Origin of the sequence: Pseudoalteromonas sp. CnMc7-15, from assembly GCF_022347925.1 — a bacterium.
Classification (GTDB): domain Bacteria; phylum Pseudomonadota; class Gammaproteobacteria; order Enterobacterales; family Alteromonadaceae; genus Pseudoalteromonas; species Pseudoalteromonas ruthenica.
This window is the reverse complement of sequence record NZ_JAKRFT010000006.1, coordinates 1-17,353: the sequence shown is the minus strand read 5'-3', so window position 1 is coordinate 17,353 and position 17,353 is coordinate 1. Positions and strand designations below refer to the sequence as shown.

12 protein-coding genes and 6 tRNA genes are annotated in these 17,353 nt (G+C 48.7%); 6 read left to right on the top strand and 12 right to left on the bottom strand.

Features of this window, described 5'->3' with window-relative positions; genetic code table 11:
* Entirely contained in the window at positions 1-2,583 is a 2,583-nt protein-coding gene (leuS, locus tag MHM95_RS14755) for a leucine--tRNA ligase (protein WP_239385658.1), read from the bottom strand.
* A gap of 167 nt (positions 2,584-2,750) precedes the next feature.
* Between leuS and MHM95_RS14750 the strand changes: the two genes are divergently transcribed.
* From MHM95_RS14750 to MHM95_RS14730, 5 genes are all read left to right on the top strand, one after another.
* Positions 2,751-3,209, top strand: coding sequence for a hypothetical protein (locus tag MHM95_RS14750; RefSeq protein WP_022946374.1), 459 nt, complete (start codon positions 2,751-2,753; stop codon positions 3,207-3,209).
* Positions 3,210-3,270: 61 nt separating this feature from the next.
* Positions 3,271-5,679, top strand: a complete 2,409-nt coding sequence (locus tag MHM95_RS14745; protein WP_022946373.1) for an ATP-binding protein — start codon at positions 3,271-3,273, stop codon at positions 5,677-5,679.
* Entirely contained in the window at positions 5,672-6,145 is a 474-nt protein-coding gene (locus MHM95_RS14740; protein WP_022946372.1) for an FKBP-type peptidyl-prolyl cis-trans isomerase, read from the top strand. Before MHM95_RS14745 ends, MHM95_RS14740 begins: the two co-directional genes overlap by 8 nt.
* A 202-nt stretch (positions 6,146-6,347) precedes the next feature.
* On the top strand, positions 6,348-7,988 hold the full coding sequence (locus MHM95_RS14735; protein WP_239385657.1) for a chitinase: 1,641 nt from the start codon (positions 6,348-6,350) through the stop codon (positions 7,986-7,988).
* 135 nt (positions 7,989-8,123) lie between these two features.
* On the top strand, positions 8,124-9,431 hold the full coding sequence (locus tag MHM95_RS14730; protein WP_239385656.1) for an amidohydrolase: 1,308 nt from the start codon (positions 8,124-8,126) through the stop codon (positions 9,429-9,431).
* 11 nt (positions 9,432-9,442) lie between these two features.
* Here the strand turns inward: MHM95_RS14730 and lnt are convergent, their stop codons facing one another.
* Genes lnt through miaB form a run of 5 tightly spaced genes read right to left on the bottom strand, consistent with a single transcriptional unit; the run spans position 9,443 to position 14,884 of the window.
* On the bottom strand, positions 9,443-10,993 hold the full coding sequence (lnt, locus tag MHM95_RS14725) for an apolipoprotein N-acyltransferase (protein ID WP_239385655.1): 1,551 nt from the start codon (positions 10,991-10,993) through the stop codon (positions 9,443-9,445).
* Positions 10,968-11,849, bottom strand: a complete 882-nt coding sequence (corC, locus tag MHM95_RS14720) for a CNNM family magnesium/cobalt transport protein CorC (protein ID WP_022944677.1) — start codon at positions 11,847-11,849, stop codon at positions 10,968-10,970. Before corC ends, lnt begins: the two co-directional genes overlap by 26 nt.
* A gap of 60 nt (positions 11,850-11,909) precedes the next feature.
* A complete protein-coding gene (ybeY, locus tag MHM95_RS14715; protein ID WP_239385654.1) occupies positions 11,910-12,371 on the bottom strand; it encodes an rRNA maturation RNase YbeY in 462 nt (153 codons plus the stop codon).
* Positions 12,368-13,399 carry a PhoH family protein gene (locus MHM95_RS14710; protein WP_022944679.1) on the bottom strand — a complete coding sequence of 344 codons (1,032 nt, stop codon included), beginning with the start codon at positions 13,397-13,399 and terminating at the stop codon, positions 12,368-12,370. Before MHM95_RS14710 ends, ybeY begins: the two co-directional genes overlap by 4 nt.
* A gap of 48 nt (positions 13,400-13,447) precedes the next feature.
* Positions 13,448-14,884: a tRNA (N6-isopentenyl adenosine(37)-C2)-methylthiotransferase MiaB gene (miaB, locus tag MHM95_RS14705; RefSeq protein ID WP_022944680.1), complete on the bottom strand. Its 1,437-nt coding sequence runs from the start codon at positions 14,882-14,884 to the stop codon at positions 13,448-13,450.
* 253 nt (positions 14,885-15,137) lie between these two features.
* Between miaB and MHM95_RS14700 the strand changes: the two genes are divergently transcribed.
* Positions 15,138-16,292 carry an FAD-dependent oxidoreductase gene (locus MHM95_RS14700; RefSeq protein ID WP_239385653.1) on the top strand — a complete coding sequence of 385 codons (1,155 nt, stop codon included), beginning with the start codon at positions 15,138-15,140 and terminating at the stop codon, positions 16,290-16,292.
* Positions 16,293-16,418: 126 nt separating this feature from the next.
* Here MHM95_RS14700 and MHM95_RS14695 read toward each other — a convergent pair.
* The 6 genes from MHM95_RS14695 to MHM95_RS14670 all read right to left on the bottom strand — a co-directional run bounded on the left by MHM95_RS14695 (position 16,419) and on the right by MHM95_RS14670 (position 17,317).
* Positions 16,419-16,503: transfer RNA gene (locus MHM95_RS14695), tRNA-Leu, on the bottom strand.
* Between the two features lie 79 nt (positions 16,504-16,582).
* Positions 16,583-16,657, bottom strand: a tRNA-Gln gene (locus MHM95_RS14690).
* Positions 16,658-16,798: 141 nt separating this feature from the next.
* A tRNA-Leu gene (locus tag MHM95_RS14685) sits at positions 16,799-16,883 on the bottom strand.
* A gap of 38 nt (positions 16,884-16,921) precedes the next feature.
* Positions 16,922-16,998: transfer RNA gene (locus MHM95_RS14680), tRNA-Met, on the bottom strand.
* A 2-nt stretch (positions 16,999-17,000) separates the two neighbouring features.
* Positions 17,001-17,075: transfer RNA gene (locus tag MHM95_RS14675), tRNA-Gln, on the bottom strand.
* A 157-nt stretch (positions 17,076-17,232) separates the two neighbouring features.
* Positions 17,233-17,317: transfer RNA gene (locus MHM95_RS14670), tRNA-Leu, on the bottom strand.
* Between the last annotated feature and the right edge of the window lie 36 nt (positions 17,318-17,353).

Below are 17,353 nucleotides of genomic sequence, written 5' to 3'. Positions count from 1 at the left end.
TTAGTTCGCCACCACATTAAGCACTTTGCCTTTGATGTAGATGACTTTACGCACGGTGAGTCCATCGGTGAACTTTTGTACGTTGGCATCTGCAAAGGCTGCTTGCTCAACGGCCTGCTGATCTGCATCGGCCGCTAGAGTCAGCTTCGCGCGGACTTTACCATTGACTTGAACTACCACCAGTTTCTCACTTTCAACCATGGCTGATTGATCGGCAACAGGCCATTGTGCGTCAAGGATATCGCCAGGCTTAGCGAGGTCTTGCCACAACTGATGTGATAGGTGTGGGGTAATCGGTGCCAGCATAATCAGCATTGCTTCTAACGCTTCATTGGCTACGGCTTTGTCACCGTCATCAGCTAATGGTGCCTTGATCAGCTTGTTCGATAGTTCCATTACCGCTGCAATGGCGGTATTGAAGGTTTGGCGACGGGCTAAATCATCGGTGATTTTAGCGATGGCTTTGTGCAACTCGCGACGCAGTTCTTTTTGCGCTTTCGTCAAGCTGGTAACATCTAGCTCAACAAAGCCCGCTTGCTTCACATCATAGGCATACTTGTATACCCGTTTGATAAAGCGGTGCGCGCCTTCAACACCGGAGTCAGACCATTCCAGTGTTTGCTCTGGTGGTGCTGTAAACATCATAAACAAACGCACAGTATCGGCACCGTATTGGTCGATTACCGTTTGTGGGTCGATGCCATTGTTCTTGGACTTAGACATCTTGCTCATGCCGGCGCTTTCAACCGGTTGACCATCATCCTTGTGCCAAGCTTTAATGATACGGCCTTTGTCATCAGTTTCTACTTCGACGTCACTGGGTGAGAACCAAATATCACCGCCTTTTTCATCTTTGCGGAAGTAGGTGTCGGCCAGTACCATGCCTTGGCAAAGTAGGCGCTCAAATGGCTCATCAGAGTCGACCAAGCCAAAATCACGTAATAATTTGTGGAAGAAACGCGCATAAAGCAGGTGCAAAATTGCGTGTTCAATACCGCCAATATACTGGTTGACTGGCAGCCAATAGTTAGCTGCACCTGGCTCAAGCATGCCTTCGTCGTAACGCGGGCTGCAATAACGAGCGTAGTACCAAGATGATTCCATAAAGGTATCGAAGGTATCGGTCTCGTGGAACACGGTTTCACCGTTGACGCTTGCCTTGGCCCATTCAGGGTCTGATTTAATGGGGGAAGTCACGCCGTCCATCACCACATCTTCTGGTAGGCGCACCGGTAGCATATCTTCTGGCGCTGCCAGTTCGCTGCCATCTTCTTTATTCAACATTGGGATAGGTGAACCCCAATAGCGTTGGCGGCTAACGCCCCAATCGCGCAGGCGGAAATTAACCTTACGCTCACCTACGCCAAGTTCAGTTAACTTATCGGCAATGGCATTAAAGGCGGCATCAAAGTCCAGACCATCGAATTCACCAGAATTGATGAGCGTGCCTTTTTCTGTGTAAGCGGCTTTGGATAAATCACACTCGTCACCTTCATTGGCAGCAATAACCTGCTTGATCTCTAAACCGTATGCTGACGCAAACTCAAAATCACGTTGATCGTGTCCTGGTACTGCCATAACTGCACCTGAGCCGTAGTCCATCAACACAAAGTTAGCTATCCAAATCGGCACTTCCTTACCGGTTAGCGGGTGAACTGCGTTCAGACCCGTGGCGATGCCTTTTTTGTCCATGGTGGCAACGTCGGCTTCGGCTACTTTAGTGTTTTTACACTGTTCAACAAACGCCGCAACATCGGCATTACTCTTCGCAGCTTCTTGAGCAATAGGGTGGCCTGCGGCAACAGCCACATAGGTAACACCCATGAAGGTATCGGGGCGTGTCGTGTAGACGCTGAATTCGCCTTGGTTATCGGCGCGTTTGAAGGTAATGTCGACGCCTTCAGAGCGGCCAATCCAGTTGCGCTGCATGGTTTTAACTTGCTCAGGCCAGTGCTCAAGCTTGTCTAAATCATCTAATAATTCTTGTGCGTAGTCGGTGATTTTAATAAACCATTGCGGAATTTCTTTTTGCTCAACCACAGCGCCAGAGCGCCAACCACGACCATCAATTACCTGCTCGTTTGCTAAAACAGTCTGATCTACAGGGTCCCAGTTAACAGTGGACATTTTTTTGTACACTAGGCCTTTTTCGTACAGCTTAGTGAAGAACCATTGTTCCCACTTGTAGTAATCTGGGTGACAGGTGGCAATCTCACGGTCCCAGTCGTAACCAAAGCCTAATAGTTTGAGCTGGTTACGCATGTAATCAATATTTTGATAGGTCCATTTGGCTGGGGCGGTGTTGTTTTTAATTGCGGCATTCTCTGCCGGCAAGCCAAAGGCGTCCCAACCCATGGGTTGCATAACATTTTTACCTTGCAAGCGCTGGAAGCGAGAAACAACGTCACCAATGGTGTAGTTACGCACGTGACCCATGTGCAGTCGACCACTCGGGTAGGGGAACATGGACAGACAGTAAAACTTCTCTTTTGAGTCGTCTTCACGAACTTGGAAAACCTTGTTTTCTTCCCAGTATGACTGGGCCTTAGCTTCTATTTCCTGCGGGTTATATTGCTCTTGCATCTACTATTCCAGACTTCTTGCAAAATGATGACAAATTTGCCGATAGCATACCCCAAATCGATATCTAATCACAGCAAGGCACAGGCTTTTTTATCGCTGTTATTGAATTGTCGGCAAGCGGGCTATAGTTACAAAGAGAGAGGCTGTTAAATTCAAAAGGAGCGAACATGGCAGATTATCGTCAATGGTTGGGTCAGTTTAGTGATTGGCTCAAAGATGTGAAAGAGCATGAAGTGAAAGACATGGTGTCCTCCTTTATGGAGTCGAAGCAGGCTTTGCAGGAGCTGAGTAAAGACAAGTACGAGCAATATAAACAATATTTACAGCGCGACATCGACCACCTCATTGAACACGAGAAACACTATAACGAGCTAGCATGGCAAGAACTTAAGGAGTCGCTGTGGTTCGAATTATCACATATCGAAGATAAGTCACAATTGGAGTGGCAAGCGCTTAGCCAAGACTTTAAACATAAAGGCGTTTATCACGCTGGAGAATGGATAGCCATGGGCACCTTAGTGTGCCAAAATTGCCATCATCAGGTGGATATTTACCACGCCAGTGAGATTCAGCCTTGCAGTCAATGCGAAGGCATTCACTTCAGCCGTCAGGCACTGCAGCCATAACGCAGTGCTCAGCGGATAATAATTGGGGCCCTCTATTAGGGCCCACTACAAGATGTGTCGAATGAAAGATAAAAGCAATAACGGTGTTACTCCTCTTAGTGCCAATGCGTTGGCCCCACAAATTTCAGCAAATCATGTGCGCACTTGTTTAGCGCATCCCTACCCCGAGGACTTACCTTTTATCGGCCAGCAGCGTGCCGACAGTGCTTTGGAATTTGCCCTGGGTATGCAGCTTCCTGGGTACAATGCTTATGTGATGGGAGAGCCAGCGTTAGGGCGCTTTACGTTAGTGCAGCATAAACTGCAACAACATGCCAAAGAGCGCGAAACGCCGCGTGAGTGGCTCTATGTTAATAATTACGATGATCACCGCGAGCCTATCGCCTTGTTAATGAATCCGGGCGAGGGACAAGTCCTAGTCGACGATATTGATGCGTTGCTGGATGAGATTCTTGATACCTTTCCGGCTGCGTTTGATAACCCTGGGTTCCAACGCAAGAAAAAGTCCATCGATCGTGAATTTGAAGATAAGTACGAAGATGCGTTGGCTGCGGTGGAAGACTTGGCCAATGCCCGCAGTGTCGAGTTGATTGAGGATGAAAATAACGTAGGTTTTGTGCCAATCGTCAACAATCAGCGCCTCAGCGATGAGCAATTCAGTGCCCTTGATGAGCCCACGCAAGAGCGCTTTCTCGACGCTATCGCAGAGCTTGAAGACGCATTAATTGATGCCCTCATTGAGCTGCCAAAGTGGAAGCGCGAGTCTAGCGAGGCACTGCGAAAGCTGAAGAAAAGCACCGCCGAAGCGGCAATCAAACCGCTTTTACGTGAGCTTGAGCACAAGTATGCCACCCATGTTGGGGTGTTGCGTTACTTAAAAGATTTACGCTCAGAGTTGGTCGATACGGTACTCGAGTGGCTTGATGAAGAGCAAGGCAGTGAAGATAACAAAGATGAGTATGATCGTGATGAAATGCTCACCGAATTCTTTGCTCCCAATTTATTGGTGTCCTTTAAAGAAGACGACCCCGCGCCAGTTATTTATGAGCCTAACCCGACCTTTGGTAACCTGTTTGGCAAAATAGAATATTCAACATCGCAAGGGTCGTTGGTAACCAGTTATCGCAGCATTCAGCCTGGCGCACTGCACCGTGCCAATGGTGGTTATCTGATTATGGATGCGGAAAAAGTGATGACCAACGCGCAAGTGTGGGACGGCTTAAAACTATCCTTAAAAACACATCAGATAAAAAATGATTTACCTTACCAAGACAGCTCGGTAGGTAGCAGCTTCACCTTACGACCGCAATTGATCCCACTGGATGTAAAAGTAATTTTACTGGGTTCTCGGGATTTGTATTACACCCTCAATGAATACGACGAAGAGTTTGCCGAGCATTTTCGCGTCCTGGCTGATTTTGATTATTACCTGCCAGGCTCAGATAAATACCAATATCAATTTATCACTAAAGTGATTGAGTATTGTCGAGAAAAGCTGAAAATTGAGCCTAATAATGAGGCGATGGCACTGTTGTTGCGTTTCAGCCACCGCCAGGCTGAGCATCAACAAAAGTTGTCAGCACGCTTTGCCGATGTACTTGAGTTAGTGGCTGAAGCAAGCTTTTACGCTCGTCAGGACAGCAGTGAACAGATCCTAGCTGCCCACGTAGAAGAAGCAATTGCTGGGAAAGAATACCGCACTGGGCAAATGAGCGAAAACATGCTGAGTGATATTCGTGAAGGACACATTCTCATTGATACACAAGGTGAGGCAGTCGGCATTGTTAATGGCCTTACCGTGCTGCACGTAGGTGATACCTCATTTGGCACTCCGGCGCGTATGAGCGCCTCGGTTTATGCAGGCAGTGATGGGGTGATTGATATTGAGCGCGAAGCCGAATTGGGTAAGTCTATTCACTCAAAAGGTGTCATGTTGCTAACCGGTTACCTAGGTAATAAATACGCGCAGGATTTCAGCCTGACTCTCAGTGCCAACATCGCAATTGAGCAAAGCTATGGCTATATCGATGGTGACAGTGCCTCGCTGGCTGAGTTATGTGCTTTGGTCTCAAGTATTACCCAAGTGCCCATAAAGCAAGGCATTGCACTGACTGGTTCAATCAACCAACGCGGTGAAGTGCAAGCCATTGGCGGTGTTAACGAAAAGATTGAAGGGTTCTTCAAACTTTGCCAAATGCGCGGTTTAGATACTCACCAAGGGGTCATTATTCCCAAGTCAAATTGTTTGAACCTGGTGCTCAATCAAGAGGTAATAAGTGCCGTTGAGCAGGGAAAGTTCCATATTTATCCAGTTTCGAGTGTCGATGAAGCCCTCAGTCTGCTAACTGGTAAGCAATGCGGGCAATTTCACCAGGGCCAATATCCCGAAGGAAGCTTGCACGACTTAGCCATGAAACGCTTGCGGGCTATAGCTGACATTGTTGCTGGTGAGGAAGAAAAGGATGATTAATGCGTTATTAATTCTCGCCATTGTCGTGTTGTTGGTACTGACCTTTCGCGGCCATCGGCGCAATCAAGCGGCAGCAGCAGAAAATGGCGATGCCGAGGCGCAATTTCTGGCCGAGAACAAACACAAAGAAGGAGTTGTAGAGCTTGATTGTGGGGTGCAAATGCTGTGGCATACTCGCAATCAGGCTGGTGAGCAGCCAAGCGCTAAGTCGAAAGTAACGGTGCACTATCGGGGTACATTGCTTGATGGCAGTGAATTCGATAACTCCCAGAAGCGAGGCCAACCCCTGACCTTCAAATTAAACCAAGTGATCAGTGGCTGGCAGCAAGGGCTGCTTGCCATGCATGCTGGAGAGCGGGCCACGCTGTATATTCCAGCTAAACTTGCCTATGGTAACCGCCGGGTGGGGAATATCGCCCCAGCAAGCTTGCTAATCTTCGACGTTGAGCTTATTGCTGTTAACTAAGCTGCTGTAAATACGCTAGGTCAGCGTAACTGATTTAGCGTGTACCCTGTCAATTTCATGTCCCCTATATAAGTAAAATTGAAAATACAATGTAAAAATATATTTGACAACGCTGTCTTTGTGGCAACAATAAACGGTGGGAGGGCTCAGTGATCAGTGCATGAGTAGCTGGTCGGTCTTACAACGAAAAAATGAGTCAAATATGTCTACAACAACACAACTATTCACCGTGCTGGGGATCAGCGCAGCCGTCTCCACAGCGGCCCACGCCATTAATGTACAACCCGATCCACAGAACCCCGAGGGCTATGTCCTCGCCAAAGCCGATATTGAAGCCATGGCAGCGGCGAAAACAGCCGATCCTATGTATCAAGTGTGGGCGCAGGCACTGCGTACTCGCGACAATGCCGTGGTTGAAGCTATTGTCCCAGGGAGCGCCACAAACCCCGAAAACGTGCAGCGCGCACAACGGGTATTTCCACAGCAGCAGTGGGACTTTCTTACGCAAATGGCCGCACCAGAGTACACCTACACGCGATTTTTAAGAGCGATAGGCAAATTCCCCGCGTTTTGTGGCGACTATAGCGATGGTCGTGATGCCGATGCTATTTGCAAACGCTCAATAGTCACAGCCTTTGCTCACTTTGCCCAAGAAACTGGCGGTCATATCAGTAAAGACAACGTCTCTGATAACCCTTTGGGGTTAGAGGAGTGGCAACAAGCGTTAGTGCATGTGCGAGAAATGGGATGGTCCGAGGGCGAAGAGGGCTATACCACAGGCTGCGGTCAAAATGATTGGCAAAACCGTCGTTGGCCATGCGCTCCAGGTCAGGGCTACTTTGGTCGCGGCGCAAAACAGCTCTCTTATCATTTTAACTACGGGGCATTCTCAGAAGTCATGTTCGATGGTGACGCCACCGTATTGCTAAATAACCCGGCGTTAGTGGCGGACTCGTGGTTAAACTTGGCTTCAGCTATTTGGTTTTTCCTCACTCCGCAAGCCCCAAAACCGGCAATGTTACACGTGATTGACCGTACCTGGGTGCCGTCGCAGCGTGAGCGTAATGCCGGGATTGGTTATGGCTTTGGTACCACCATTAATGTTATCAATGGTGGTATAGAGTGCGGCGAGCAAAATAAATATAAGGGCCAACCAGTCAATCGCATTCGTTATTGGCAGGGCCTCGCTCATCACTACAATATCGTTATAGAAAGTGACGAAGAGGACACCTGTTGGCAACAAACCCCGTATGGCAGTCTTAATCTTGAGGGCGCGACAGATGTGTTATACACCAATTGGGAAGGTGATTGGGGCTACTATGCCGACCGCCCCGGTGGCTATTCCTTCGAATGTAAGTTAGTAGGTTATCAAACGGCTTATTCGGCCTTGGTCCCCGGTGACTATGAGAAATGTGTTACTAACTTCTATCAGTCTCATGCCGGCTGGCCGCAAGTGCGCGTTAGCGACACCTTGCCTAGTGAGCCGCCCACAGAGCCGCCTGTGGATGGCGTTGCAGCGTGGGATGCAGCAACGGTCTATGTACAAGGTGAGCAAGTGAGCCAAGGTGGGCAAATCTATGAGGCCAAGTGGTGGACTCAAGGTGATGATCCTCTTAATGGTGGGCCCTGGCAACTTATTGACAGTGGCGGCCAAAGCGAGCCGACACCGCCAAGCGATCCGGTAGACCCTGCACCCGGTGACGGGGCGAACACCTGGGATGCGGCGACTATCTACGTCGGGGGTGACCAAGCCAGCAAAAATGGTGTCCTGTATCAGGCTAAATGGTGGACACAAGGTGACGACCCCATCAATGGCGGGCCTTGGCAGCGCGTCAATAATTAAGCTCATGAGTATAGCCTGCCTTCGCGCAGGCTTTTTTATGTCATTGGTCGCAACCCACTGTTTTTCACCTAAGTGTTACATTAGCGTTAATACCGAGGTGTAAGCACCCACCATTATTCAACAGGGGAACAATCCATGACAAAGCTTTCGGTTTTAGGCCAAGCGCTATTGCTGGCAGGTATGTTTAGTGTCACATCAAGCGTTGCGGCCGCTGATTTAGACCAACAAATTCAACAAGCCAATGAACAGGTTGCCGATAAGGTGATCACTTGGCGACGTCATATTCACCAATATCCGGAATTGAGTAACCGTGAGTTTAAGACCGCGCAGTACGTGGCCGAACACTTACAAAGCTTGGGCCTTGAGGTGGAAACCGGCGTGGCTCATACCGGGGTGGTAGCCAGGCTCAAGGGTGATAAACCGGGACCCTTGATTGCCTTGCGTGCGGATATGGACGCACTGCCTGTGACCGAGCAAGTAGACTTGCCTTTTGCTTCGCAGCAGAGTGCCACTTACCGTGGTCAAAAAGTGGGGGTGATGCATGCCTGTGGTCACGATGCCCATGTCGCTATCCTTATGGCTGTGGCTGAGTCCTTGGTGGCGTTAAAGTCGGAACTAGCTGGGGAAATACTGTTTGTGTTCCAACCAGCGGAAGAAGGCGCTCCTGAGGGAGAGCAGGGCGGTGCCGAACTGATGCTTAAAGAAGGCTTATTTGCACAAAAGCCTGAGGCGGTGTTTGGTTTGCATGTCACCTCATCACTTAATACCGGGCAAATTGGTTTTCGCTCAGGGCCGTTGATGGCCAGTGAAGACTCATTTAACATCAAGGTCAAAGGTCGTCAGACTCATGGTTCACGACCTTGGAATGGAGTCGATCCCATTGTCGCTTCTAGCCAAATCATTATGGCTACACAAACCATTGCTTCGCGCCAAGTCGATGTCACCAAAGCGCCTTCGGTGATTTCTTTTGGTGCCATCAATGGTGGGGTACGCAGTAATATTATCCCTGATGAGGTGGAGATGGTGGGCACTATTCGCACCTTTGATCAGCAAATGCGCGCTGACATCAAGCAGCGTTTGCAAAAAACCGTGGAGTTAACCGCCCAGGCAGCTGGGGCAAAGGCTGATATCCATATCGACCATGGTTACCCGGTCACCGTGAATGACCCGCAGTTAACGAACATGATGACCCCCACGCTGCAACGAGCCGCAGGCAGTGACAATGTCATCACCACGGATCTGATCACCGGCGCTGAAGACTTCTCTTACTACGCCCTGGAAACCCCTGGACTGTTCTTCTTTTTGGGAGTGACGCCAAAGGATCAGGATGCCAAAACGGCGCCAAGCAACCACTCGCCGCACTTTTACATTGACGAGAAAGCGTTGCCGTTAGGGGTCAAAGCGATGACTAACTTGGTGTTTGATTACCTCGACAAGCAATAAAAAAAGCGCCGTTAGGCGCTTTTTTTAACTCTTCTAGAATAGTACAGACTCAGGCCCAGTAAGCACAGCAGCGCCAACCACGTAGGCCAACGACCATACTGGGCGTATAGGCTGTCGCCAGAGATCAAGCGAACATCAGCGCGCAGTACATCCGCATCAAATTGCGCAAGGCTAAGTTGTGATTGCGAAATCGGGTCATACACGCCAGTCACCCCAGTATTAGTCACTCGTACCAGTGGACGCTGCAGCTCGAGCGCGCGCATGCGTGAGATTTGCATATGTTGATGAGGTCCGTGGGAGTCGCCAAACCAGGCATCATTACTCACGGTAAAGAGGATATCCGAATCACTGCGGTAATTATCTCTGACTAAATCCGGAAAGGCGATTTCGTAACAGATAGCCGCAAGGATGTGGTAGCCGTTGGCAATTAGGTTATCTTGCACGCGTTCACCGCGACTAAAACTCGACATTGGCAAGTCAAACAGCGGTGCCAAAGGGCGTAATAAGTCTTCAAAAGGCACAAATTCGCCAATAGGTAGTAACTGATGTTTGCGATAGCGGTTTTTATGGAGGTAGCGGTACTGACCTGCGCTGCTGTCTCGTTGTTTTTTGCCCACCACCACTAAGGTGTTGTAAACATTGCGGGTATCATATTGATAGTCGACGATGCCAGTGATAAGCGCTGTATCGTTAAATACCGCAGCCTTATCCAAGGATGTGAGGTATTCCCCCGCTAACTGTTCGAGCTCGGGGATCGCAGCCTCAGGCCACACCACCAGATCGGCATCCCAATGTAGGCGCGTCATATCTTGGTACTTGAGCATGGTGGGCCAGAAGTTCTCAGGTTGCCAGCGCATGCTTTGCTTGATATTGCCTTGCACTAAGGCCACATCCAGCTGTTTGCCAGAATACTGGTTATAACTGAATACTGTGGCTAGGGCTGCAACTAGGGCGCCTGCGGCGAGCGTTGCCACAAGGGGTTGCCAGACCTTGGCACAAAATAAACGATAAAGGCCATAACCCACGGCCAGTACTAGCACACTTAAGCCAAATTCACCCACCACCGGCGCGAGAATATTTACTGGCGAATCGGTTTGGGTGTAGCCCAGTGATAACCAAGGAAAGCCGGTCAGTAGTGTGCCGCGCAACCATTCGCTGAAGGCAAAGCTGATTAACAGCGGAGCCAGCCAAGCGCCGCTGTGTTTGTGTATAAACGCAGTGAGTGCCAGTGCCAGTGCAGGATAAAGTGCTAAATACACCACCAGTAAGGCCATAATGGCAATGGAGGCGGGCAGTGGCATACCACCAAACTGGGCTATGGAGACGTGCACCCAGCTTATTCCCGCAGCAAACCAGCCGATGGCAAAGATAAATCCGTACCAAGCCGCTTGTTTGACCGGTGCCTGATAACTGCAATAACACAGCACCGCAATACTAAAAAAAGCTAAAGGCCAGGCGCCGAAAGGGGCATAAGCAAAGGTTAAAACAAGGCCGGCAACCAGTGCCAGCCATGTTTTTTTATCACTAAATTGCTGTTTAAGCCGCGTCAGTATCTTCGCCATCGCTCGATTTCGGCAAGGTAACTTGCAGCTGCAAAATACGACGGCTGTCGGAATTTGTGACCTTAAACTGCAAAGGATCAATGTCTATGATTTCACCGCGCCCAGGCATATGGCCGAAGGCATGTAACACAATACCGCCAATGGTATCGGCTTCGCTGGTGTTGAAATCGGTTTTAAACACGTCGTTAAACTCTTCAATAGGCGTCAGAGCCTGTACAGAGTAAACGTGCTTAGAAACCTTACGGATGGCTTTACTTTCGTCTTCATCATCATGCTCGTCTTCAATCTCGCCGACAATGATTTCGAGAATATCTTCAATGGTCACTAAACCAGACACACCACCATATTCGTCGATAACAATCGCCATATGGTAGCGCTGTTGGCGAAACTCGTTCAGTAGCGTATCAACCCGCTTACTTTCCGGGACGACTACCGCCGGGCGGAGCATATCGCGTAGGTTTGGTAAGGCGGCCTCTTTGTCCATCAGTAATGGCAATAAGTCCTTGGCCAATAAGATACCTTCGACGTGGTCTTTGTCTTCACACACCACCGGAAAGCGCGAGTGCGAGGACTCAATCATCATCGGTAGTTGATCGAACAGTGGTTTATCTACATCTAAGGTGATCATGTGTGAGCGTGGGATCATGATGTCGCGCACTTTCAGCTCCGACACACCCAATACGCCTTCCATCATTTCCTTGGTCTCAGGGTCAATCAGATCGCGTTCTTGCGCATCTGAGATGACTTCAACCAATTCTTCCTTATTTTGGGGTTCTCCTTGGAACATCTGGGTGATGCGATCCATCCACGATTTTCCAGAAGAACCCTCTCTACTATGCGAGTTTTCGTCGCTCATTAGCTTTATGCGCTCCAAGTTGAATTAATTCCGATAGTGAGCAGAGCCTCACTATTGGGATTAACACTCATCATCCCTGTATGGGTCGCTGATATCAATGGTTGCCAACAGGCGTTTTTCAATCGCTTCCATTTCTTGGGCATCAGCGTCATTTATATGGTCATAGCCAAGTAAATGCAAGCACCCGTGTACCACCATGTGGGCAAAGTGGTCATGAAAGCTTTTTTGCTGCTCCAAAGACTCACGATATACCACTTCGGGGCAAATAATCAAATCCCCAACTAAAGGTAGCTCTACACCTGGGGGGGCATCGAACTCAAAAGACAAAACATTAGTCGGTTTGTCTTTGCCTCGGTAACTATGGTTGAGGCTTTGGCTTTCCTCTGTATCGCTGATACGAATAGTGATTTCGCTGTTGGGCTTAAGTTCATCAAGCACCAACGCGGCCCAGCGCTGAAATTGCTCAGCGCTCGGTAAATTATCAAATTCACAAGCAAGTTGCAGATCGACAGTGGTGGTCATGAGTCAGACTCTTTTTTATTTTGCTCTTTAGCGGCGCGTTTGGCGCGCTGTGCTTCATCATGGCTTTCGTAAGCTTCAACAATAGCAGCGACCACGGGGTGGCGCACCACATCATGAGCTTGGAAAAAGTTAAAGCTGATAGCCTCAACATCACTGAGCACCTCAATTGCATGACGCAGGCCTGAGCGCGCGCCGCGAGGCAAGTCGACCTGCGTAATATCACCGGTGATCACCGCTTTTGAATTAAAGCCAATACGGGTTAGGAACATCTTCATTTGTTCCACTGTGGTATTTTGGCTCTCATCAAGAATGATAAAAGCGTCATTCAAAGTGCGACCACGCATATACGCCAACGGGGCCACTTCGATGACGTTTTTCTCTATTAGTCGCTCAACCTTCTCAAAGCCAAGCATTTCAAATAAAGCATCATAAAGTGGGCGCAGGTAAGGGTCGATTTTTTGGGTGAGGTCACCAGGTAAAAAGCCTAGTTTTTCACCCGCTTCAACCGCCGGGCGGGTCAATAGAATACGGCGAATCTCTTGGCGTTCGAGGGCATCGACGGCAGCGGCTACGGCTAGGTAAGTTTTCCCGGTCCCTGCTGGGCCAATACCGAAGCTAATATCGTGATTTAAGATATTAGCTACATACTGACTTTGATTGGGGTTACGCGGCTTGATGACGCCACGGCGGGTTTTAATGAACACTTCTTTACCCCACACACTGGGCTGCTCTTGTTCGAGCACATCAGCTTCGGTGATGGCTAAATGTACGTGTTCAGGTTCGATCTCTTTTTGCTTACCTTTAACAGGAGCCGTATCAACGTAAAGATTTTTTAGAATTTCCCCGGCAGCTTTTGCAGTGTGCGGCTTGCCGGTGACTTTAAAGAGGTTTTCGCGGTGTGCAATTTCAACTCCCAGACGACGCTCGATGTGCTTAATATTTTCGTCGAAGGGTCCACACAAAGAAGAAAGGCGGGCATTGTCTGACGGTTCTAAGTATATATCGATATTCTTCAGCTGGTTACTCAAAGTTGCTTCCTGTTGTTTGGCGCTGCGTAAACGCAGCGCACGATTATTTTAATTCGGGGTGAATGTACCGACGCCGATGTCATTGGCTTGCGGCTCGCTCGGTGCTTTAGCAAGAATGTCGCTCGGCGCGACATCGCGACGTAGATTCATTTCATCTTCAGTGCGCAGCAATTCTCCACGCAGTGAATTAGGCAACGCTTCAGTGATACGGACATCAACAAATTGGCCGATCACAGAATGTGGGCCCTCGAAGTTAACTACGCGGTTATTTTCGGTGCGTCCACGCAGCTCCATAGGGTTCTTTTTCGAAGGACCTTCCACCAAAATACGCTGCTCAGTAGCAAACATATCACGGCTGATTTTCTGTGCCATTTGATTGATGCGATCTTGTAAAATGTATAGGCGCTGCTTTTTCTCGTCTTCGCTGACGTCATCCGGCAAGTCTGCTGCAGGTGTACCGGGGCGGGCACTGTAAATAAAGCTGAAACTCATATCAAAGCCGATGTCGTTGATAAGCTTCATGGTTGCTTCAAAGTCTTCGGTGGTTTCGCCTGGGAAGCCGATAATAAAGTCTGAGCTCATGCTGATATTAGGGCGGATCTTACGCAGTTTGCGAATAGTCGACTTATATTCAATGGCCGTGTGGCCACGCTTCATTAGGTTTAACACGCGGTCTGAACCACTTTGTACTGGCAAGTGCAAGTGATCAACTAACTCAGGTACATCCGCATAGGCATCAATAATATCAGGCGTAAACTCAACTGGGTGCGAGGTCGTGTAGCGAATGCGATCAATACCATCGATGGCGGCCACGTAACGCAGTAAGTCAGAAAAGTAACAGATTTCGCCATCATGCGTCTCGCCACGATATGCGTTAACGTTTTGACCCAGCAGATTCACTTCACGCACGCCTTGCTCAGCCAGTTGTGCAACTTCTAAAAGTACATCATCCAGAGGGCGGCTTACTTCTTCACCACGAGTGTAGGGCACCACGCAGAACGTGCAGTATTTTGAACAGCCTTCCATAATCGATACAAAGGCACTGGGTCCTTCCGCTTTGGGCTCTGGCAAACGGTCAAACTTTTCGATTTCAGGAAAAGTGATATCAACCACAGAACCTTCTTTCGCTTGCACTTGTTGAATCATTTCAGGCAAGCGGTGCAAGGTTTGTGGGCCGAACACGATATCTACGAAAGGCGCACGTTGGCGAATGGTATCACCCTCTTGTGAGGCCACGCAGCCACCAACACCGATAACTAAATCGGGGTTTTGCTCTTTGAGTAGTTTCCAGCGGCCAAGTTGATGGAATACTTTTTCTTGTGCCTTCTCACGGATTGAGCAGGTGTTAAGTAAAATGACATCCGCATCGCTGGCTTCTTCGGTCAACTGATAACCATTGGTGTCATCAAGTAGATCGGCCATTTTCTGAGAGTCATATTCATTCATCTGACAACCCCAGGTTTTTATATGCAGCTTTTTACTCATTGAGATAATGCCTCGCTTTCAATCCGGTAGATAATGCACGACAGAGCTTTGGGTTGGACTAACGGCCCGAGCTTCGCCTAAAGGACGCGTATTTTATATGCTATCGCGCTATGAGCCAAGTATAGATTTGATATTTACACTGTGACACAGGATGACATCAAAGCAACACGCTTTAGCCTGCGCTTAGACTGCCACCATTGCCTTAACTGAGTTACAATCACCATAATATTGAAGCATTTAGAGGCAATAGGCCATGAGTGTAAAAAATGTGCTAATCGTCGGTGGCGGTATGGTCGGAGCTGCTTGTGCCATTAAGCTGGCGCAACAAGGCATGAAGGTGACGGTATTTGAGCGCCACTTTCCAGATGCCACTACTGATTTGCAAAACAGCCGTGTTGATATTCGTGTCTCAGCGATAAATCGTGCCTCCGAACGATTGCTTGATGAACTCGGAGCTATGGCGACGATTAAAGCGACGCGTAGCGCGCCGTACACAGAGTTAGAAGCTTTTGAACAGCCCAACGCGCGTTTATTATTTTCCGCTGAACAACTGGGGTTAACCCATTTAGGTCACCTCATTGAAAACAACGTGATTCAAGCAGCGTTATGGCAACAATTCTCACAGTACGATATTACAGCTATCGAAAGTGCAGAGCCAATAAGTGCGATTGACGATGACGGTGAGCAAGTAACACTGACCTTAGGGGCAAAGCAGTATCAAGGCGATCTACTCATTGCTGCCGATGGCGGGCGTTCCGCTGTACGCTCGATGTTAGGAATAGGTAGCGAGGGGTGGCAATATCAGCAGCATTGTATGGGCATTTTGGTTAAGCTTGATGCCCCGCAGCAGGTGCGTACTTGGCAGCAATTTCAGCGGACCGGGCCAGTGGCGTTTCTACCCATGCAGGCACCTTATGCCAACTTGATTTGGTATCACCATGGTGATCACTTAGCTCGTTTAAAGGCTTTACCAAAAGAGCAACTGAAACAAGAGATTATTACTCATTTCCCAAGCTTGCCAGGTGATTTTGATATTGAGTCTGTGGCGGTTTTTCCGCTTACCAGAGCCCATGCTCAGCGCTATGTTCAAGGACGCTGCGTGTTAATCGGGGATGCCGCTCATACCATCAACCCGTTGGCAGGGCAGGGGGTCAATCTCGGCTTTGCTGATGTAGTGGCGCTTAATGCACAGTTACAAAATGACAACCCCATTGATATTGCATTGCAGCGTTATTGGCAAGCGCGCCGGCATGCCAACTTGGCTATGATGAGCACAATGGATGCATGTTATTGGGGGTTCTCTAATGAGAGTGGGCCATTAAAATGGGGGCGCAATCTATTTTTACGCGCAGCAAACCAGGCTGGGCCGATAAAAGATTGGGTACTAAAATACGCGATTGGTCACTAGATCAATCGCCATCTTGCAGCCGTGCCGGATTTTTTATTAAGTGAATTCTATAAATGCTTATAGGTGGTCGCGATAAGCAAGTAGTGCTTAGACTATGGTGATGTATAAAAGGTGAGATAATAAAAATGGTGCGGAAGGAGAGACTTGAACTCTCACATCTGAAGATACTGGAACCTAAATCCAGCGCGTCTACCAATTCCGCCACTTCCGCATTTTTTACTTTACCTAAAGGAACCTAATTAAAGCGTCTAATTGGAGACACTAGGCTCATTCCTCAACTTTAGGAAAGTTGGCTGGAGTACCAGGATTTGAACCTGGGAATGGCGGGATCAAAACCCGCTGCCTTACCGCTTGGCGATACTCCAACGAAATCTCAAATCTATTTGTGGACCAGGATTTGAATCTGGGGGTGGATGAGTGAGGGATCAAAACCTCTCTCTTCTGCCCTTACCGCTTGGCGATACTCCAGCAATCCAGGACGATTATTTTAGTTCTTATCGAGAACATGGTGCGGAAGGTGAGACTTGAACTCACACATCCGAAGATACTGGAACCTAAATCCAGCGCGTCTACCAATTCCGCCACTCCCGCATAGTGTATTTTCCATTTTCTTATTGGTAGAAAGAAAATGGTGGCTACGCCCTGATTTGAACAGGGGACCCCATCATTATGAGTGATGTGCTCTAACCAACTGAGCTACGTAGCCAATGGCTGGAGTACCAGGATTTGAACCTGGGAATGGCGGGATCAAAACCCGCTGCCTTACCGCTTGGCGATACTCCAACGAAATCTCAAATCTATTTGTGGACCAGGATTTGAATCTGGGGGTGGATGAGTGAGGGATCAAAACCTCTCTCTTCTGCCCTTACCGCTTCCACTTCGTGGCGAGGCGATACTCCAACGAAATCAAGTTTGATAATTTTAGTTCGTATCAAGAACATGGTGCGGAAGGAGAGACTTGAACTCTCACATCCGAAGATACTGGAACCTAAATCCAGCGCGTCTACCAATTCCGCCACTTCCGCAATATAATCTGGAGCATTTTGGAACTTAAGCCTAGG

Excerpts from the sequence above, each read along its gene's own strand:
- leuS (WP_239385658.1), bottom strand. The coding sequence starts at position 2,583 with ATGCAAGAGCAATATAACCCGCAGGAAATAGAAGCTAAGGCCCAGTCA.
- MHM95_RS14750 (WP_022946374.1), top strand. The coding sequence starts at position 2,751 with ATGGCAGATTATCGTCAATGGTTGGGTCAGTTTAGTGATTGGCTCAAA.
- MHM95_RS14745 (WP_022946373.1), top strand. The coding sequence starts at position 3,271 with ATGAAAGATAAAAGCAATAACGGTGTTACTCCTCTTAGTGCCAATGCG.
- MHM95_RS14740 (WP_022946372.1), top strand. The coding sequence starts at position 5,672 with ATGATTAATGCGTTATTAATTCTCGCCATTGTCGTGTTGTTGGTACTG.
- MHM95_RS14735 (WP_239385657.1), top strand. The coding sequence starts at position 6,348 with ATGTCTACAACAACACAACTATTCACCGTGCTGGGGATCAGCGCAGCC.
- MHM95_RS14730 (WP_239385656.1), top strand. The coding sequence starts at position 8,124 with ATGACAAAGCTTTCGGTTTTAGGCCAAGCGCTATTGCTGGCAGGTATG.
- lnt (WP_239385655.1), bottom strand. The coding sequence starts at position 10,993 with ATGGCGAAGATACTGACGCGGCTTAAACAGCAATTTAGTGATAAAAAA.
- corC (WP_022944677.1), bottom strand. The coding sequence starts at position 11,849 with ATGAGCGACGAAAACTCGCATAGTAGAGAGGGTTCTTCTGGAAAATCG.
- ybeY (WP_239385654.1), bottom strand. The coding sequence starts at position 12,371 with ATGACCACCACTGTCGATCTGCAACTTGCTTGTGAATTTGATAATTTA.
- miaB (WP_022944680.1), bottom strand. The coding sequence starts at position 14,884 with ATGAGTAAAAAGCTGCATATAAAAACCTGGGGTTGTCAGATGAATGAA.
- MHM95_RS14700 (WP_239385653.1), top strand. The coding sequence starts at position 15,138 with ATGAGTGTAAAAAATGTGCTAATCGTCGGTGGCGGTATGGTCGGAGCT.